The organism is Brevibacillus sp. MS2.2 (assembly GCF_013284345.1).
In the GTDB taxonomy this organism is placed as follows: Bacteria; Bacillota; Bacilli; order Brevibacillales; family Brevibacillaceae; genus Brevibacillus; species Brevibacillus brevis_C.
Genome location: NZ_JABSUZ010000024.1, coordinates 23,778 through 38,057, shown reverse-complemented (window position 1 = coordinate 38,057; position 14,280 = coordinate 23,778). Strand labels below are relative to the sequence as shown.

Sequence of the window (14,280 nt, the reverse complement as noted above, 5' to 3'; positions counted from 1 at the left end):
TTTTTGAGCACTCATGAAATGCGTGACAAATGCAAATACTTATGCTAAAATCATCCTAAGTTAACCATTTTTACAAGTTATAGTGTTTGATTGATTGGTATGGAGTCGTACGTATTGTGAGTGACGTCACCAATTGTCAATCGCAATTCGTATGACTTTTTTTCCTTGACGCAAAAGGCTTATCTGTAAAAAAGAGGTTAACGCTACACTCTTTCGCCTCGTGGGGCGTAATGTTCAGGGAGGTTTTGTTTCATGCAACAAGGTATCGTAAAATGGTTTAACGCAGAAAAAGGATACGGCTTCATCCAAGTTGAGGGTGGCGACGACGTATTCGTACACTACAGCGCAATCCAGTCAGAAGGTTTCAAATCTCTTGACGAAGGTCAAAAGGTTGAGTTCGAAATCGTTCAAGGTAGCCGTGGACCACAAGCTGCTAGCGTAACTAAACTGTAAAATTGACAGATTCAAAGGCAGTCTCTCAATGGGGAGACTGTCTTTTTTGCGTGTTTTCAACCGATAAGCTGGGGCGTTGGAGAGGGCCAGGTCGTCATAAAGCAGGTAGACAAGTCATAGGATGATACTAAAGGCTTGGCCTGCGGAGGGATGGACATGTTTGAAAGAGTAGATCGTGTAAAAGAAAGACGGAGGGAGCGTTTGGAAAGAATCCGAACACAGTCACGAGACAGCTATACTCCCTACGTCGATGATTGGAAAGATCCCATCGAAGAAACGCCAAACCCATTCAGTTACTCGCCGCGAGAGAATGATATCATGGACCAGCCACCGTCCCATGAAAAGTGGGGCGTGCAAATTTTAGCATCTGTCTTATTGATTGGTACTGCTTATGTTTTGTTTCAAACTACGCTGATCCCTGCCTCTTGGAAAAGCTCCGCGAGGGAAGTCATGACACGGGACTTTAATTTTTCAGGAGTAGCGGACTGGTATGAAGCGAGATTTGGTCCGATTCCAACGATGCTTCCATCGATACCTACCAATCCCCCTGCCGTGCCAGCCACGAGCACAACAAAGGACACAAATGCTGTGTGGAAGCTCCCCAGTAGCTGGAAAGTCGTAAAATCCTATGATCCAGAGAGTGCAAATGTGATCCTGCATACGGGAATGAACGATCAAATCACAATCGGAGAAGCTGGCTGGGTCGCGTTTGTCGGTGAAAAGCCTGATTATGGGACGACAGTGATTGTTCGTCTGACCCAAGGACGGGAAATATGGTTGGGAAATCTCGATAGCATAGGGGTGACGAAGGACGAGGTCCTTACACCTGGTCAAGTCATTGGAACCGCACGAGTAATGGACCAGACATCCCGTCATCTGTATCTAGGAGCGAAAGTGAATGAGCAATTTGTCAATCCCCTGGAAGTGATACCGTTTGAATAGGGGAGGCTGGCTTGACATTCGGTTTCGCATTCACCTGCTATTTTGGGCGGTGATTGGCTTGTCCGTGGTGACAGGCCATTTTTTGGAGGTCATTACCTTGTTTGTCATCGTGCTGATCCATGAATTGGGGCATGTAGCGATGGCGCGTGAGCTCGGATGGACCGTAAAGGAAGTGCAGCTTCTGCCTTTTGGTGGAGTAGCGACGATGGAAGACTCGTACGCCACGGACCCTATGGATGAGATTGTCGTGGCACTTGCTGGGCCCTTCTTGAATATGGTGATGATGGCTGCTTCGTACTTATTTTGGTTTATGGGGATATGGACGGAAGAGTGGGCCCGCTTTTTCTTGGTTAGTAATTTGACGATTGCGCTGTTTAACTTGTTGCCAATCTGGCCGTTGGATGGCGGGAGAATCTTGTTGGCTGTTCTATGCTGGTTTATGTCGTATAGGCAGGCGACGATGATATCAATGACGGGGAGTACGCTGTTTGCGGGCATCATGGTGGGGATGTCCAGCTTGGAGCTGAAGTACAACTTAGCAGTGATCGGGATTTATTTATTGACGTTGAACATTCAGGCATTTATGCGATTTCCTTATCAATTTTTTCGTTTTCTTGTGGAAAAATACGACCGGCAGCAAGAGGAAGCTGCCGTTCAAGCGATACGCGTGCATCCTGAGGAGACGGTACTGGCTGTCTCACACAAGCTGCGGCGGGGATGCTCCCATCTTTTCTACGTGCAAGGGGCGGGTCTTTTGGCAGAAGAACAGCTATTGCATGCCCTTCTGTTTGAGCAAAAGCACGACGCCGCAGTGGGCAAGCTCCTATAGCTTTTAGTCCTTAGTCAGCAAGAGCGACCCATTCCATCAGCCAGCAATCACGCATGCTTCCTTCGTGCCATTCGTGCAGAGGAAGCTCTTTTATTTTTCGAAAGCCACATTTTTCGTAGCAACGTAAAGCTCGTTCATTCCAGGCTTGCGGGTCAATCGCTACCTTTTGTGCTCGTTTTTCCGTGTGGAGATAGTGGAGGATGGCTGTAACGAGCTGAGTGCCGATACCGCGATTCCAGTAAGCAGGCTCTCCGATGAACTGGTCCATGCCGTAAACGACATCGTCTTTTGCATACCCATACAGTTGTTTTTCCGGGGGATCGAGCGGATAAAATTGCGCATAGCCAATCGGTTTGTCCGCGTACAAGATCAGGCAGCGAGTTTCACCGTCTTCTTCCGGAAAAAAGCTTTGCTGCACGAGCTTCTCGTCATGTGGCCGATCACGACCTTCATAATAGGCCAAAACGCACTCGTCAGAAAGCCATTTGACTAAGTGAGTGGAATCATTGGGGGATAAGGCTCTAATTTTTAAATCACCCGTATGAATCATGGATTATCTCCTTTACCTTGACTTGGCAGCTATGTTAGATTACTTCCTATGAGCCCGGTTATCCTTCTTTTGGGCAATGTTTGCACGGGGAATAAGGAGTGAAGGCAGTGAAGCAAGTAGCGATCAGTGCACAAGGTGGCAGCATCCACATCGCATTTATGGAAGACGGGAAATTGCAGGAATGGCGTACACAGGATGTGGGAGCACACGCAGGCGTTGGTGACATTTATCAAGGACGGGTCGCGGATGTGAAGCCAGGTATCCAATCCGCCTTTGTTGATATTGGTACAGGTCAGAATGCTTATTTGTATGTAGATGACACGGTCTGTGTGGAATCGGGTGGAGCAGCGAAACCAAGTATTGCGGAACGTGTTCACGTAGGGCAAAAGGTATTGGTTCAAGTGAGTAAAGAAGCGATGGAAATGAAGGCGCCAAAAATCACGATGCGGATCAGCTTGCAGGGGCGTTATCTGGTATACCTTCCGACTGAAGATAGCATATCGCTTTCGCGTAAAATAACTGATGATACCAAACGAAAACGACTGCATCAGGTGATCTCTTCGACAGTAGCGCAAGGAGAAGGCTGTATTCTGCGCACGGAAGCAGCGGAAGCAGAAGAACAGACACTCATTAGCGAACTGGTCTATTTGCGTAATCGCTGGCAGGACATGCTGCGAACAGCGGAGGGACTGCGCTCGAGCGGGCGGATTTTTCAGGATGCAGAGTTGATCGAGGCGGCGCTCCGAGATGGCTTGGCAAATGGAATGGATGAGGTGTTGGTAGAAGGTGCGGCGACTCATCAGCAGGTAAAAGCGGCGTTGGCAGCTTTTGCTCCGGAAGTACAAGAGAAGCTTCGCTGGTATCAGGGCAAACAGCCGCTCTTTGATTTCTTGGGTGTCGAGGCGGAACTGATTCGTGCTCGTGATCGACATGTGCCGCTCAAGAGTGGAGGGTTTTTGGTCATCGACAGGACTGAAGCGATGACGGTCATCGATGTCAATACCGGTTCATTCACAGGTGGGGGAGGGCAACAGCGGGAGCAGGCAGTGACGGCGACCAATCTGGAGGCGGTAACTGAAATTGCCCGACAGCTGCGGTTGAGAGATATCGGTGGAATTGTGATCATTGATTTCATCGACATGAAAGAGCAGAGCAATAAGGAGCGCGTGATCTCACGTTTGAAACAAGAGCTGACGAAGGACCCTGTGCCTTCTACTGTTCTCGGGATGACGTCACTTGGATTAGTCGAGATGACACGAAAAAGAGTGCGTGCGAGCCTGACGGAGCGGCTGACGGAGCCATGTGAGGCTTGCAAGGGCCGAGGGAGAGTTTGGCGAGTAGACGAGCTGTTCCAGCGCTTGTACGCCGAAGTCACCGCATTGGCAAAGAGCCAAGATGCGGAGGCAGTTCTCGTGGATCTGCCGCCAAGATTGTTGGACATGATAGAGGAGTGGGAAAAAGCAGAAGCAGTTGCATGGCCTGTACATGTCTATAAGCGGCTTATCCCTTCTATGAACCCGGACGAGTTTCGCATTGGATACGTCGGAAATCGGGAAGAGGCGGAACGGTTACAATCGAAATAACTTGACTGGGCTATTATAGCTATGATAACCTAATGGTTGTCATGCAGATATGCCTCGTGCATACTGTAACCGCACGAATCAGGTACATAAGCCGTCGCTCGTCGACGCACCTGTAAAGGCGAGTCTGAGTATAGGAGGTGCACACAGTGTACGCAATTATCGAAACCGGTGGAAAGCAATACAAAGTTGAAGAGGGAGCAGTTCTCTTCATCGAGAAATTGGCTGGCAACGAAGGAGACGTTGTTACTTTTGACAAAGTTCTCTTCGTAAGCAAAGACGGCAAAGTTACTGCAGGAGCTCCTACAGTAGCTGGTGCAACGGTAACTGGTAAAGTAGAAAAACACGGTAAATCTGCAAAGATTATCGTGTACAAATACAAAGCCAAGAAAAACTACCGTCGCAAGCAAGGTCACCGTCAACCATTCACCAAAGTTGTGATCGAGAAGATCAACGCTTAATTGGTGACTTGTTATGATTGAAGTGATCGTGAGCCGTGCGCAGCACGGTATCCATGAAATTAGTATTTCCGGACATGCCAATGCGGGTGCCTATGGGGCAGACATCGTTTGTTCTGCTGTATCAGGCATCAGCTTTGGTATATTAAACGCCATCCAACCTTTGACCGGCATCACTCCTGATGTCGCTGTCGCACAAGAAGGCGGTGGGTTCTTGAAGTGGAGTCTGTCTTCTTCGGATGATGAGGCTACACGCGAGAAACAACAGCTTTTGGCAGAGAGCATGGTTATTGCTCTTTTGTCAGTTGAGGCGAATTACGGTAAATACGTAAAAGTAAATGATCGTAAATGGCAGGGAGGTGTCTGATATGAACATGCTGTTTAACTTGGACCTTCAGTTTTTCGCATCGAAAAAAGGGGTAGGTTCCACAAAGAACGGTCGCGATTCCATTTCCAAACGTCTGGGCGTGAAACGTGGCGACGGGCAATTCGTTACTGCTGGTAACATTCTCGTTCGTCAACGCGGAACAAAGATTTACCCAGGTGCGAACGTAATGAAAGGCGGAGACGACACTCTGTTTGCAACTGCAGATGGTGTTGTTCGTTTCAAGCGTCTGGGCCGTGATCGCAAACAAGTTGTGATCGAGCCAGTTGCTTCCGAAGCGTAAATATTTGTTAAGAAAAACCCAGCGATATAGCTGGGTTTTCTTTTTGTCCGGCTCTTTTTTATGGTACAATAGATGGGAAAGATATTCTTATCGACTTGGGTGAATGTGATGGGGGACGAGCGGAGGCTGTTTACGCATCAGACAGACCAACTGCTGACCGTTCTGAACAGGCAGCGGCATGACTGGTTGAACCACGTTCAGGTTCTGCTCGGCTATTTGCATTTGAACCGTACTGAACAAGGAGAGGCCCATTTGAAGCGCATCGCACAGATGGCGATGCAGGAATCGATGGTTGCCCGATTGAATAGCTCCTTGTTGTCCGTCTTCTTCTTGACATTTAACGCACTGAACAATGAATTGCTTTTAGAAGTAGACGTGTGCAATCATGTGGATCTCACGCGAGTAGTTTTGGACGAGCAAGACTTGTTTCAGTTGGTGTCAGAGATATTATGCACAGTGAACGATCATGTAGACCAGAGCGGGTACGAAGCAGCCAGTATGCAGGTAAGCTTGCAGATGGATGAGCGTGGCGTTCATTTTCGTTTTGACCTGGCCGGTGTACTTCGTGCATCCGGAATGGAAGAATTGGAAAAGCTGATACGTAAAAGCGAACAGAGTACGGTGGAGGTCACCGAGTGGATACATACGGAAGAAGAATGGGTCCTGAATTTGGTGGTCCCATTCGCGGAATGAAAGAGGTGACACCATGTTTGTCGATCAGGTAAAAGTATATGTAAAAGGCGGGGACGGTGGTAATGGAGCCGTCTCCTTTCGCCGGGAGAAGTACGTACCGCTGGGTGGTCCAGCGGGTGGAGATGGCGGTCAAGGGGGAGATGTCGTATTTGTCGTGGATGAAGGTCTGCGTACACTGGTAGATTTTCGCTATCAACGACATTTCAAAGCCCCTCGCGGAGAGCATGGCCGCAACAAATCTCAGCACGGAGCAGGCGCGGAAGATATGGTCGTGCGCGTTCCACCGGGAACAACTGTCATTGATGATGATACCAAAGAAGTGATTGCCGATCTGGTGGAGCAGGGTCAACGTGCTGTGATCGCAAAAGGCGGACGCGGAGGACGAGGCAATATTCGTTTTGCCAACTCTTCGAATCCAGCCCCACACATCTCGGAGAACGGAGAGCCAGGTCAAGAGCGTTACATTGTCATGGAGCTCAAGCTGATTGCAGATGTGGGCTTGGTTGGTTATCCGAGTGTAGGAAAATCCACGTTGCTGTCCAGTGTGACAGCGGCGAAGCCAAAAATTGCGGCGTACCACTTTACCACGCTGACACCGAATCTGGGTGTTGTGGACTTGGGCGAGCAGAGTTTCGTTATGGCTGACTTGCCAGGATTGATTGAAGGTGCGCATGAAGGTGTGGGTCTTGGTCACCAATTCCTGCGTCACGTAGAGCGGACACGCTTGATCGTCCATGTGATTGACATGGCAGCGGTAGATGGACGCGATCCATACGAGGATTATTTGCAGATCAACCGAGAGCTGACGATGTATAACCTGAAGCTCGAAGATCGTCCACAAATTGTAGTCGCAAACAAAATGGAACTGCCAGAAGCAGAGGAAAACCTGCGTATTTTCAAGGAAAAGGCTCCAGATGTGAAGGTGTACGAGATTTCTGCTGCAACCCGTCAAGGCGTGCAAGAATTGATGTATGCGATCGGGGATACCTTGGCGACGATTCCGGACAAGCCTGCTGTCGAGGAAGTTGCGGAAGTGGAAGAGCGCGTGGTGTTCCGAGCAGAAAAAGAACCAGAGGCATTCGAGATTACGCGTGATAACGAAGTATTCGTCGTCAGCGGTGAAAAGATCGAGAAGCTCGTACGCATGACCAATCTGAACAGCTATGATGCAGCCCAGCGTTTTGCAAGACAAATGCGCAGCATGGGTGTAGATGATGCTCTGCGTAAGCTGGGAGCAAAAGACGGGGATACCGTTCGGATCGGCAAATTAGAGTTTGACTTTGTGGAGTGACAAAAACCATGATTGATATCCCATCACTGAACCCATTTTTGGGGGATAAACGACTCCAACGCGGTGCGTCGCTACCGCTAATCATCTCCAAGCAGGTGAAGACACCTGTCCAAGTTTTGGTTGAACATGCAAAGGGCAGTTATCTCGTAGTTTCCTACGAGATGAAGCCTGAAACAAAAGCAGAGCTTCTCGGATCAACTGTACGCATTCGTTGGGAGACGGATGCGGCAGTGAATACCATTGATTTGGAAGTAGTTTCGGAGCAAACGCTTTGGCCGATCAAGCTTTTAGGGATGATTCCGATTAGTGTAGGGGTAGAAATTACACAAAAGCGCAAGCAGGATCCCATCTCCCCAGATCTCGGTATTTCTGTCCCTTACAAGGTGATGGGAGCCAGACCGATCGAAGAAAAAGGCGAGGCAGTGTTGCTAAAATTCTCTCCTACCCGTCTTGTTTTGGGAACGGACGGTTATGTGTCGAAGGGCGATTTTCTCCACTTGTCTTTCAAGATACCGAAGCAAGCGCAGGAGATCGTCATGATGGCGAAAATCGTGGAAAAAACGTTCCAAGACAAGGAATCAATCATTGAATTAATCTTTACGGATATCAATGAAAAGCACCATGAACTCATCAAAGAATACTATAAAAAGCTCTCAACTGCCGCTTCTTCCTAAGGAAGCGGTTTTTTTCCTTTGATGTTCCTGCGAAGAAGGTATATAGTAGAGTACATAGAGTTCTAAATCGAGCCTGTTCACTTCATGATTTGTTGTGTACGCTTTCCTGAATAAATACATGTGAAATCATTCACTTTTGATTATTCGAATCCGTTGTCTGCTTTACTTTGTGAAAAATGTTACAAACAATTTTTTACCGGATTTTCAGGGAGAATAGCGGCCGTTACTCGTATGAACAGGCATCGAGAATGAAAGGCCTCTATTCCAAAGCAAAGGAGGACGTTTTTTTTATGTCTCAAACAACTACGCAACAAGCTCAAGCTGCTGCTGAAGTAGCAAGCACTGCAACTCTGGCACCAGCGCAGCAACAAGATGTACTCGATCAGTTGATGAAACCAGAAATTCAAGAGTCACTGAACGTATTGGTGGCGAACCTGCCTAAATTGGCAGAACTGACTACTCTTTTGACCAAAACATATGATTTGGTACAAACAGTAGCCAATGATCATGTGTTGATCGACGACATCAAAGGCGGAATGGAAGAGTTCGTAAAACCGATCTCTGATAAAGCGAAAGGTATTGCGCAAGCAGCCATTGAAGCCAATGACCGTGTTCATGTAGAAGAGTCTACTATCGGTTTGTTCGGTATTCTCAAAATGCTCAAGGATCCGCAAGTACAAAAAACATTGCGTTTCGCACAAGCATTCCTGGAAGTATCAGCAGAACGTCAACAACAAAAACGCTAGTTTTTTTATTATGGAATGTAAGACAAGGACGGAGGATTGGGCATGGCGAAGCATATTCTGATTCTAGGCGGCGGTTATGGCGGTTTGCTCAGCGCATTGACCGCACGTAAATACATGACGGCTGAAGAAGCGTCGATCACGGTGGTAAACCGTTTTCCTACTCACCAAATCATTACGGAACTGCACCGCTTGGCAGTAGGAAACCTGTCTGAACAAAACGTGGCGCTCCCTCTGGAAAGATTGCTGCGTGGCAAAGAGATTAACCTCGTAGTAGATTCGGTAGAAAATATTGGCCTCGATTCCCAACGCGTAACATTGGCGAGCGGCGAGTCCATCAAATACGATGCTTTGGTAATTGCGCTGGGTAGTGAAACCGCATTCTTCGGAATCCCGGGTCTGCAAGAGTACAGCTTTACACTGAAGTCTGTAGAAGAAGCAAATCGTCTGCGTGCACACCTCGAAGAGCGCGTGATTGAATACAAGACGAGCAAAAATAAAGCAGATGCTACCTTCGTTGTAGGTGGTGGCGGTCTGACAGGTATCGAGCTGGTTGGGGAATTCGCTGATATGTTGCCAAATCTGTGCCACAAACACGGCGTAGACTTTGCAGACGTATCCATCTACTGCGTAGAAGCAGGTCCATCCATTTTGGCTGGTTTTGCTCCTGACCTGGTTGAGCGTGCGAAAACGAGCTTGGAAAAACGCGGCGTTCAGTTCCTGACAGGCGTACCTGTAACGGAAATGAAAGAAACCACGGTTTGCCTGAAAGATGGCGGTACCATTGAAACCAAGACAATGGTATGGACAGGTGGCGTACAAGGAAATCGCGTAGTAGCGGAGTGCGGCGTGGAAGTAAACCGCGGACGTGCAACTGTTACCGAATTCCTGCAATCCACTTCTCACCCTGATGTATTCCTCGCAGGTGACAGTGCGGTCGTAATGGGGCCAGAGGGCCGTCCATTCCCTCCAACTGCGCAACTGGCATGGCAAATGGGCGAAGTAGTGGGACACAATCTCTTCGCGCACTTCAACGGCACCAAAATGGATACCTTCAAACCGGTATTCTCCGGTACATTGGGTAGCCTGGGCCGCAAAGACGCGATCGGAACAATTGGTGCAAGCCAACTGAAGCTGAAAGGCCTGCCAGCAACCTTGATGAAAGAAGCGAGTAACGTTCGCTACTTGACTCATATCAACGGTCTGTCCTCTTTGGCATACTAATCGAATCAGGAAAACCCGGGATGATGGTGTCCCGGGTTTTTTTGTGCTTGTTTATCCGTTTCCGCTTGGATCTTCAATCACGTTGGGGGATTGTGCCATCTTTTTGCCCCGCATGTCATTGCCAAACTGTTCGAGACTGCTTGGCTTACCCGCTGGGTGATTGTTACGGCGCTCCGATTTATCTGACTTTCCACGTCCGGCCATTTGCCTTTCACCTCCTCCATACGATACGCATTATTGTGCGCGAAGAAGCTCCCCCTCATGTAATCAAAGTAAACCAAATATGATCCGATGAAAAAAAGTGACGGATAAGGATTGTCACATTACATGCTATCCGTTATAATGTCCTCTATGAAGAAACAACTGTTTTTCTCAGGAGGACACAACGCATGAAAAAGGAAGAAAAATTCTACTTGATTCGATCTGACATCCTGCCAGAATCGATTGCCAAAACGATTGAAGCCAAGAAGATGCTGGAATCCGGCGAAGTGGATACCGTAAATGAAGCGGTTGAACGGGTGGGATTGAGCCGCAGTGCTTTTTATAAGTACAAAGATGGCGTTTTTCCGTTCAATGCGATGATGAGCGAAAAAATTATGACGTTTACGTTCTCTTTGGATCACATGTCAGGTTACTTGTCCAAAGTGCTCACATATGTGGCCGATCAAGGTGGAAACGTGTTGACCATCAATCAGACGATTCCACTTCAAGGGATTGCTACCATATCTATGTCAGTCGATATGGCTAATCTTCGCGTATCTAGCACGGAGTTTTTGGATAACTTGCAGCTGATCCCGGGCGTTCGCAAAGCGATGATCGTCGGTAGAGGCTAAGCAAAACACAATCAAAGAAAAGGCAGGGGAGAGACATGGAGAAGCAGAGCATTAAATTGGGATTAATGGGATTTGGGACAGTCGGGACTGGTGTCGTACGCATTATTCAAGCACATCAAGAGGATTTGCAAAAGCAAACCGGCCTCAGTATTGAGATTTCTCGTATTCTTGTTCAGGATGCGGAAAAATCTCGGAATATTTCATCCATGGTGGGTGCGCTGACCACTGACCCTGCTAGTCTTTTGGATGATCCGGAAATTGAAGTCATCGTAGAAGTAATTGGTGGAATTCACCCTGCAAAGGAATACATTTTGGGTGCACTCGAACGAGGCAAGCACGTAGTAACTGCCAACAAGGATCTGATGGCGTTGCACGGGGCCGAAATTTTAGAGAAGGCGCAAGAAAAGGGCTGTGACGTCTTCTACGAGGCAAGCGTGGCAGGTGGCATACCGATCTTGCGCGCGTTAGTAGAAGGGTTCTCCTCAGACCGTATCGCGAAAATGATGGGGATCGTCAACGGGACGACCAATTACATCATGACCAAAATGAGTCAAGAGGGCGCAGAATATAGCGAGGTATTGAAAGAAGCGCAAGCACTGGGCTATGCGGAGCAGGACCCTACCTCCGATGTAGAAGGCTTTGATGCCGCCCGCAAAATGGCAATTCTGGCAACACTGGGCTTCCGTGTACCGATGAAGCTCGAAGATGTGGACGTAAAAGGAATCAGTTCCGTGAGTAAGGAAGATATCGCCTATGGCAAACAACTGGGCTATGAAATCAAGCTGCTCGGACTGGCTCGCCGTGACGAAGAGGCGATTGAGGTAAGTGTGCAGCCGACTCTGGTTCCAAAATCTCATCCACTCGCTTCCGTAAATGGCGTCTTTAATGCCGTGTACGTACATGGGGAAGCGGTAGGGGAGACCATGTTTTACGGGCCGGGCGCAGGTGAATTGCCGACTGCTACCGCCGTTGTGTCAGACCTGGTCACTGTCGTCAAAAACAGAAAGCTAGGAGTGAATGGACGCGGAATGGTTGCTCCATACAAAGAAAAAGTATTGAAAGAAGACAGCGAAAAATTCTCGAAATACTTCCTGCGCATCGTCGTTGCAGATAAACGCGGTGTTCTTGCTCAAATTACACAGCTGTTGGCAGACAAAAATATTTCTCTTGAGCAGGTCATCCAGCAACCGTTTAACAACGGTGAAGCGGAGATTATCATGATTACACACCTGTCCTCAAAAAGTGATATGGATGCGGTACTGGCTTACATGGAGCAGATGGATATCGTATCAACTGTGCAGAGCTGCTACCGTGTAGAAGGGGGAGACAAATAATGGCATCTGATCGACAGTCTGGAATCCTTGCACGCTACCGGGAATTTCTCCCGATCACAGAAAAAACTCCGCTGGTCAGCTTGCATGAAGGAAACACGCCCCTGATCCATGCCCCGAACCTATCCAAACAATTGGGGGTGGAGCTGTACGTCAAGTACGAGGGGCTCAATCCGACCGGCTCTTTCAAAGATAGAGGCATGGTCATGGCTGTAGCCAAAGCGGTAGAAGAGGGAAGCAGCACGATCATGTGCGCTTCGACGGGGAATACATCAGCAGCAGCTGCGGCGTATGCGGCACGCTCAGGATTACGTTGCATCGTCCTGATCCCAAACGGCAATATCGCACTGGGTAAGCTGGCGCAGGCTATCGCCTATGGTGCAGAAGTCATCGCGATTGACGGTAATTTTGATGAAGCGCTGGATATCGTTCGCGAAATCACGGCGAAAGAGCCAATTACACTGGTGAATTCCGTGAACCCTTACCGAATTGAGGGACAAAAGACCGCGGCATTTGAAGTGTGCGATGCGCTGACGGACGCACCTGACATTTTGGCCATTCCAGTTGGCAATGCAGGTAACATTACAGCATATTGGAAGGGCTTCGAGGAATATTTTGCAGCCAAAAAATCGAGTCGCTTGCCTAAGATGTACGGATTCCAGGCAGCGGGAGCAGCTCCGTTAGTTCATGGCGAACCAGTAGCCAACCCTGAAACGATTGCGACAGCAATTCGCATTGGCAACCCGGCGAGCAAGGATGGCGCTTTGAATGCTATTTCGAAATCAAGCGGTCTCGTCGATAGCGTAACGGACGAAGAAATTTTGCATGCCTATCATTTGCTTGCGAAGAGTGAAGGTGTGTTTTGTGAGCCTGCTTCGGCAGCGTCGCTGGCTGGCATTATCAAGCTGCATAAGGCTGGAAAGCTTCAACCCGGCAGCCAGATCGTATGCGTGCTGACTGGAAACGGACTAAAAGATCCAAATATCGCTTTGAAGCTGGTAGGGGAAGAGCCACGCTCTGTTCCAGCGACACATGAAGCTGTTATGGAGCTGGTTCGTCAAAGTGGGAGAGAATTTGTATCATGAATGGGCAACGTGTAAAAGTAACCATACCGGCAACGACAGCGAATCTGGGACCGGGATTCGATGCGCTGGGAATGGCTTTCCAACTGTATTCTGTCGTAGAAATGGAAATCAGTGATCATACGACAGTAGAGATGATGGGCAAGGAGCTACAAGGAACACCGACGGACAAAAACAATCTTCTGTACAAGGTTGCGGCGAGAGTGTTTCAGGAAGCGGGTCTCGCCATTCCTGAGCTCTCGATCCGTGCTTCCAGTGACGCTCCTCTGACGAGGGGCTTGGGGAGTAGTGCTGCTGCGATTGTAGGTGCACTCGTAGCAGCGAATCATCTCGCTGGCGAACCATTTACTCGTGAGCAACTGTTTGAAAAGGCAACGCGTCTGGAAGGGCATCCAGATAATGCGGGTGCTTCGATGTTTGGCGGTATCATTGTTGCGACGATGCCTGAAGTACAAGGAGACCCCATTCCTTATGTGCGGTTTTCCGCTCCGGCGGGATTGCAAACACTCGTCGTGATCCCAGAATTTATGCTCGCGACAGAAAAAGCGCGGAACGTCTTGCCACAGGTGTACAGCAGAGAGGATGTTGTATATAATGTGGGTCATAGTAGTTTGCTAGTTGCTGCACTGGCACAAGGCAGACTAGACCTGATGGGACGGGCAATGTCGGATCGGTTGCATCAGCCGTATCGAGCAAAGCTTGTGCCTGGCTTGAACGAAATCCTGGACAAAGCGACTGAACACGGAGCACTGGGAGCTGCTTTAAGCGGCGCTGGACCTACGATCCTCTGCTTTTTCTCTTCGGATGAAGAATTAGAGAAGCTGCGTGCATTCGTGGACAGAGTGATGAAAGGGCACGACATCTCGTACCGCGTGATGATCTTGCAACCGGACGAAAATGGCGTACAGGTAGAAATCCATCAGAGATAG

At 48.7% G+C, this 14,280-nt stretch carries 18 protein-coding genes and 1 other annotated feature; of the genes, 16 read left to right on the top strand and 2 right to left on the bottom strand.

Annotated features, from left to right (window positions below; translation table 11 throughout):
* Window positions 1-252: 252 nt before the first annotated feature.
* The 3 genes from HP568_RS20110 (at window position 253) to HP568_RS20100 (ending at window position 2,224) form a co-directional block, all read left to right on the top strand.
* The gene (locus tag HP568_RS20110; protein WP_005832370.1) at window positions 253-453 is read left to right on the top strand and encodes a cold-shock protein; all 201 of its coding nucleotides are present in this window, start codon (window positions 253-255) and stop codon (window positions 451-453) included.
* Between the two features lie 156 nt (window positions 454-609).
* On the top strand, window positions 610-1,395 hold the full coding sequence (locus tag HP568_RS20105; protein ID WP_048032109.1) for a M23 family metallopeptidase: 786 nt from the start codon (window positions 610-612) through the stop codon (window positions 1,393-1,395).
* On the top strand, window positions 1,388-2,224 hold the full coding sequence (locus tag HP568_RS20100) for a M50 family metallopeptidase (protein WP_048032110.1): 837 nt from the start codon (window positions 1,388-1,390) through the stop codon (window positions 2,222-2,224). The genes HP568_RS20105 and HP568_RS20100 overlap by 8 nt, the downstream gene beginning before the upstream one ends.
* Before the next feature lie 10 nt (window positions 2,225-2,234).
* On the opposite strand, the gene aac(6')-35 is transcribed toward HP568_RS20100, so the two are convergent.
* Window positions 2,235-2,774, bottom strand: coding sequence for an aminoglycoside 6'-N-acetyltransferase AAC(6')-35 (aac(6')-35, locus tag HP568_RS20095; RefSeq protein ID WP_173630043.1), 540 nt, complete (start codon window positions 2,772-2,774; stop codon window positions 2,235-2,237).
* A gap of 107 nt (window positions 2,775-2,881) precedes the next feature.
* On the opposite strand from aac(6')-35, the gene HP568_RS20090 reads away from it, so the two are divergent.
* From HP568_RS20090 to HP568_RS20050, 9 genes are all read left to right on the top strand, one after another.
* Complete coding sequence (locus HP568_RS20090) at window positions 2,882-4,357, top strand: Rne/Rng family ribonuclease (RefSeq protein ID WP_173630042.1); 1,476 nt, start codon at window positions 2,882-2,884, stop codon at window positions 4,355-4,357.
* Window positions 4,358-4,414: 57 nt separating this feature from the next.
* Window positions 4,415-4,493: a sequence feature (ribosomal protein L21 leader region), on the top strand.
* A gap of 10 nt (window positions 4,494-4,503) precedes the next feature.
* Entirely contained in the window at window positions 4,504-4,815 is a 312-nt protein-coding gene (gene rplU / locus HP568_RS20085) for a 50S ribosomal protein L21 (RefSeq protein WP_016739197.1), read from the top strand.
* A 13-nt stretch (window positions 4,816-4,828) separates the two neighbouring features.
* On the top strand, window positions 4,829-5,179 hold the full coding sequence (locus tag HP568_RS20080; RefSeq protein WP_048032113.1) for a ribosomal-processing cysteine protease Prp: 351 nt from the start codon (window positions 4,829-4,831) through the stop codon (window positions 5,177-5,179).
* Window positions 5,180-5,186: 7 nt separating this feature from the next.
* Window positions 5,187-5,480, top strand: a complete 294-nt coding sequence (rpmA, locus tag HP568_RS20075; protein ID WP_005832382.1) for a 50S ribosomal protein L27 — start codon at window positions 5,187-5,189, stop codon at window positions 5,478-5,480.
* Between the two features lie 108 nt (window positions 5,481-5,588).
* The gene (locus HP568_RS20070) at window positions 5,589-6,173 is read left to right on the top strand and encodes a Spo0B C-terminal domain-containing protein (protein ID WP_048032114.1); all 585 of its coding nucleotides are present in this window, start codon (window positions 5,589-5,591) and stop codon (window positions 6,171-6,173) included.
* A gap of 13 nt (window positions 6,174-6,186) precedes the next feature.
* Complete coding sequence (gene obgE / locus HP568_RS20065; protein ID WP_048032115.1) at window positions 6,187-7,464, top strand: GTPase ObgE; 1,278 nt, start codon at window positions 6,187-6,189, stop codon at window positions 7,462-7,464.
* Between the two features lie 8 nt (window positions 7,465-7,472).
* A complete protein-coding gene (locus HP568_RS20060; RefSeq protein WP_048032116.1) occupies window positions 7,473-8,138 on the top strand; it encodes a PilZ domain-containing protein in 666 nt (221 codons plus the stop codon).
* 290 nt (window positions 8,139-8,428) lie between these two features.
* Window positions 8,429-8,884: a helical membrane plugin domain-containing protein gene (locus HP568_RS20055; protein WP_007728644.1), complete on the top strand. Its 456-nt coding sequence runs from the start codon at window positions 8,429-8,431 to the stop codon at window positions 8,882-8,884.
* 42 nt (window positions 8,885-8,926) lie between these two features.
* A complete protein-coding gene (locus tag HP568_RS20050) occupies window positions 8,927-10,105 on the top strand; it encodes an NAD(P)/FAD-dependent oxidoreductase (protein ID WP_048032117.1) in 1,179 nt (392 codons plus the stop codon).
* 51 nt (window positions 10,106-10,156) lie between these two features.
* Here the strand turns inward: HP568_RS20050 and HP568_RS20045 are convergent, their stop codons facing one another.
* Window positions 10,157-10,309: a hypothetical protein gene (locus HP568_RS20045; protein ID WP_007728640.1), complete on the bottom strand. Its 153-nt coding sequence runs from the start codon at window positions 10,307-10,309 to the stop codon at window positions 10,157-10,159.
* Window positions 10,310-10,494: 185 nt separating this feature from the next.
* On the opposite strand from HP568_RS20045, the gene HP568_RS20040 reads away from it, so the two are divergent.
* Genes HP568_RS20040 through thrB form a run of 4 tightly spaced genes read left to right on the top strand, consistent with a single transcriptional unit; the run spans window position 10,495 to window position 14,280 of the window.
* Window positions 10,495-10,938: an ACT domain-containing protein gene (locus tag HP568_RS20040; protein ID WP_048032118.1), complete on the top strand. Its 444-nt coding sequence runs from the start codon at window positions 10,495-10,497 to the stop codon at window positions 10,936-10,938.
* 35 nt (window positions 10,939-10,973) lie between these two features.
* On the top strand, window positions 10,974-12,272 hold the full coding sequence (locus tag HP568_RS20035) for a homoserine dehydrogenase (RefSeq protein ID WP_048032119.1): 1,299 nt from the start codon (window positions 10,974-10,976) through the stop codon (window positions 12,270-12,272).
* The gene (gene thrC, locus HP568_RS20030) at window positions 12,272-13,354 is read left to right on the top strand and encodes a threonine synthase (RefSeq protein ID WP_048032120.1); all 1,083 of its coding nucleotides are present in this window, start codon (window positions 12,272-12,274) and stop codon (window positions 13,352-13,354) included. Before HP568_RS20035 ends, thrC begins: the two co-directional genes overlap by 1 nt.
* Window positions 13,351-14,280 carry a homoserine kinase gene (gene thrB / locus HP568_RS20025; RefSeq protein WP_173630041.1) on the top strand — a complete coding sequence of 310 codons (930 nt, stop codon included), beginning with the start codon at window positions 13,351-13,353 and terminating at the stop codon, window positions 14,278-14,280. Before thrC ends, thrB begins: the two co-directional genes overlap by 4 nt.

Excerpts from the sequence above, each read along its gene's own strand:
- HP568_RS20110 (WP_005832370.1), top strand. The coding sequence starts at position 253 with ATGCAACAAGGTATCGTAAAATGGTTTAACGCAGAAAAAGGATACGGC.
- HP568_RS20105 (WP_048032109.1), top strand. The coding sequence starts at position 610 with ATGTTTGAAAGAGTAGATCGTGTAAAAGAAAGACGGAGGGAGCGTTTG.
- HP568_RS20080 (WP_048032113.1), top strand. The coding sequence starts at position 4,829 with ATGATTGAAGTGATCGTGAGCCGTGCGCAGCACGGTATCCATGAAATT.
- rpmA (WP_005832382.1), top strand. The coding sequence starts at position 5,187 with ATGCTGTTTAACTTGGACCTTCAGTTTTTCGCATCGAAAAAAGGGGTA.
- HP568_RS20070 (WP_048032114.1), top strand. The coding sequence starts at position 5,589 with ATGGGGGACGAGCGGAGGCTGTTTACGCATCAGACAGACCAACTGCTG.
- obgE (WP_048032115.1), top strand. The coding sequence starts at position 6,187 with ATGTTTGTCGATCAGGTAAAAGTATATGTAAAAGGCGGGGACGGTGGT.
- HP568_RS20060 (WP_048032116.1), top strand. The coding sequence starts at position 7,473 with ATGATTGATATCCCATCACTGAACCCATTTTTGGGGGATAAACGACTC.
- HP568_RS20055 (WP_007728644.1), top strand. The coding sequence starts at position 8,429 with ATGTCTCAAACAACTACGCAACAAGCTCAAGCTGCTGCTGAAGTAGCA.
- HP568_RS20050 (WP_048032117.1), top strand. The coding sequence starts at position 8,927 with ATGGCGAAGCATATTCTGATTCTAGGCGGCGGTTATGGCGGTTTGCTC.
- HP568_RS20045 (WP_007728640.1), bottom strand. The coding sequence starts at position 10,309 with ATGGCCGGACGTGGAAAGTCAGATAAATCGGAGCGCCGTAACAATCAC.
- HP568_RS20040 (WP_048032118.1), top strand. The coding sequence starts at position 10,495 with ATGAAAAAGGAAGAAAAATTCTACTTGATTCGATCTGACATCCTGCCA.
- HP568_RS20035 (WP_048032119.1), top strand. The coding sequence starts at position 10,974 with ATGGAGAAGCAGAGCATTAAATTGGGATTAATGGGATTTGGGACAGTC.
- thrC (WP_048032120.1), top strand. The coding sequence starts at position 12,272 with ATGGCATCTGATCGACAGTCTGGAATCCTTGCACGCTACCGGGAATTT.
- thrB (WP_173630041.1), top strand. The coding sequence starts at position 13,351 with ATGAATGGGCAACGTGTAAAAGTAACCATACCGGCAACGACAGCGAAT.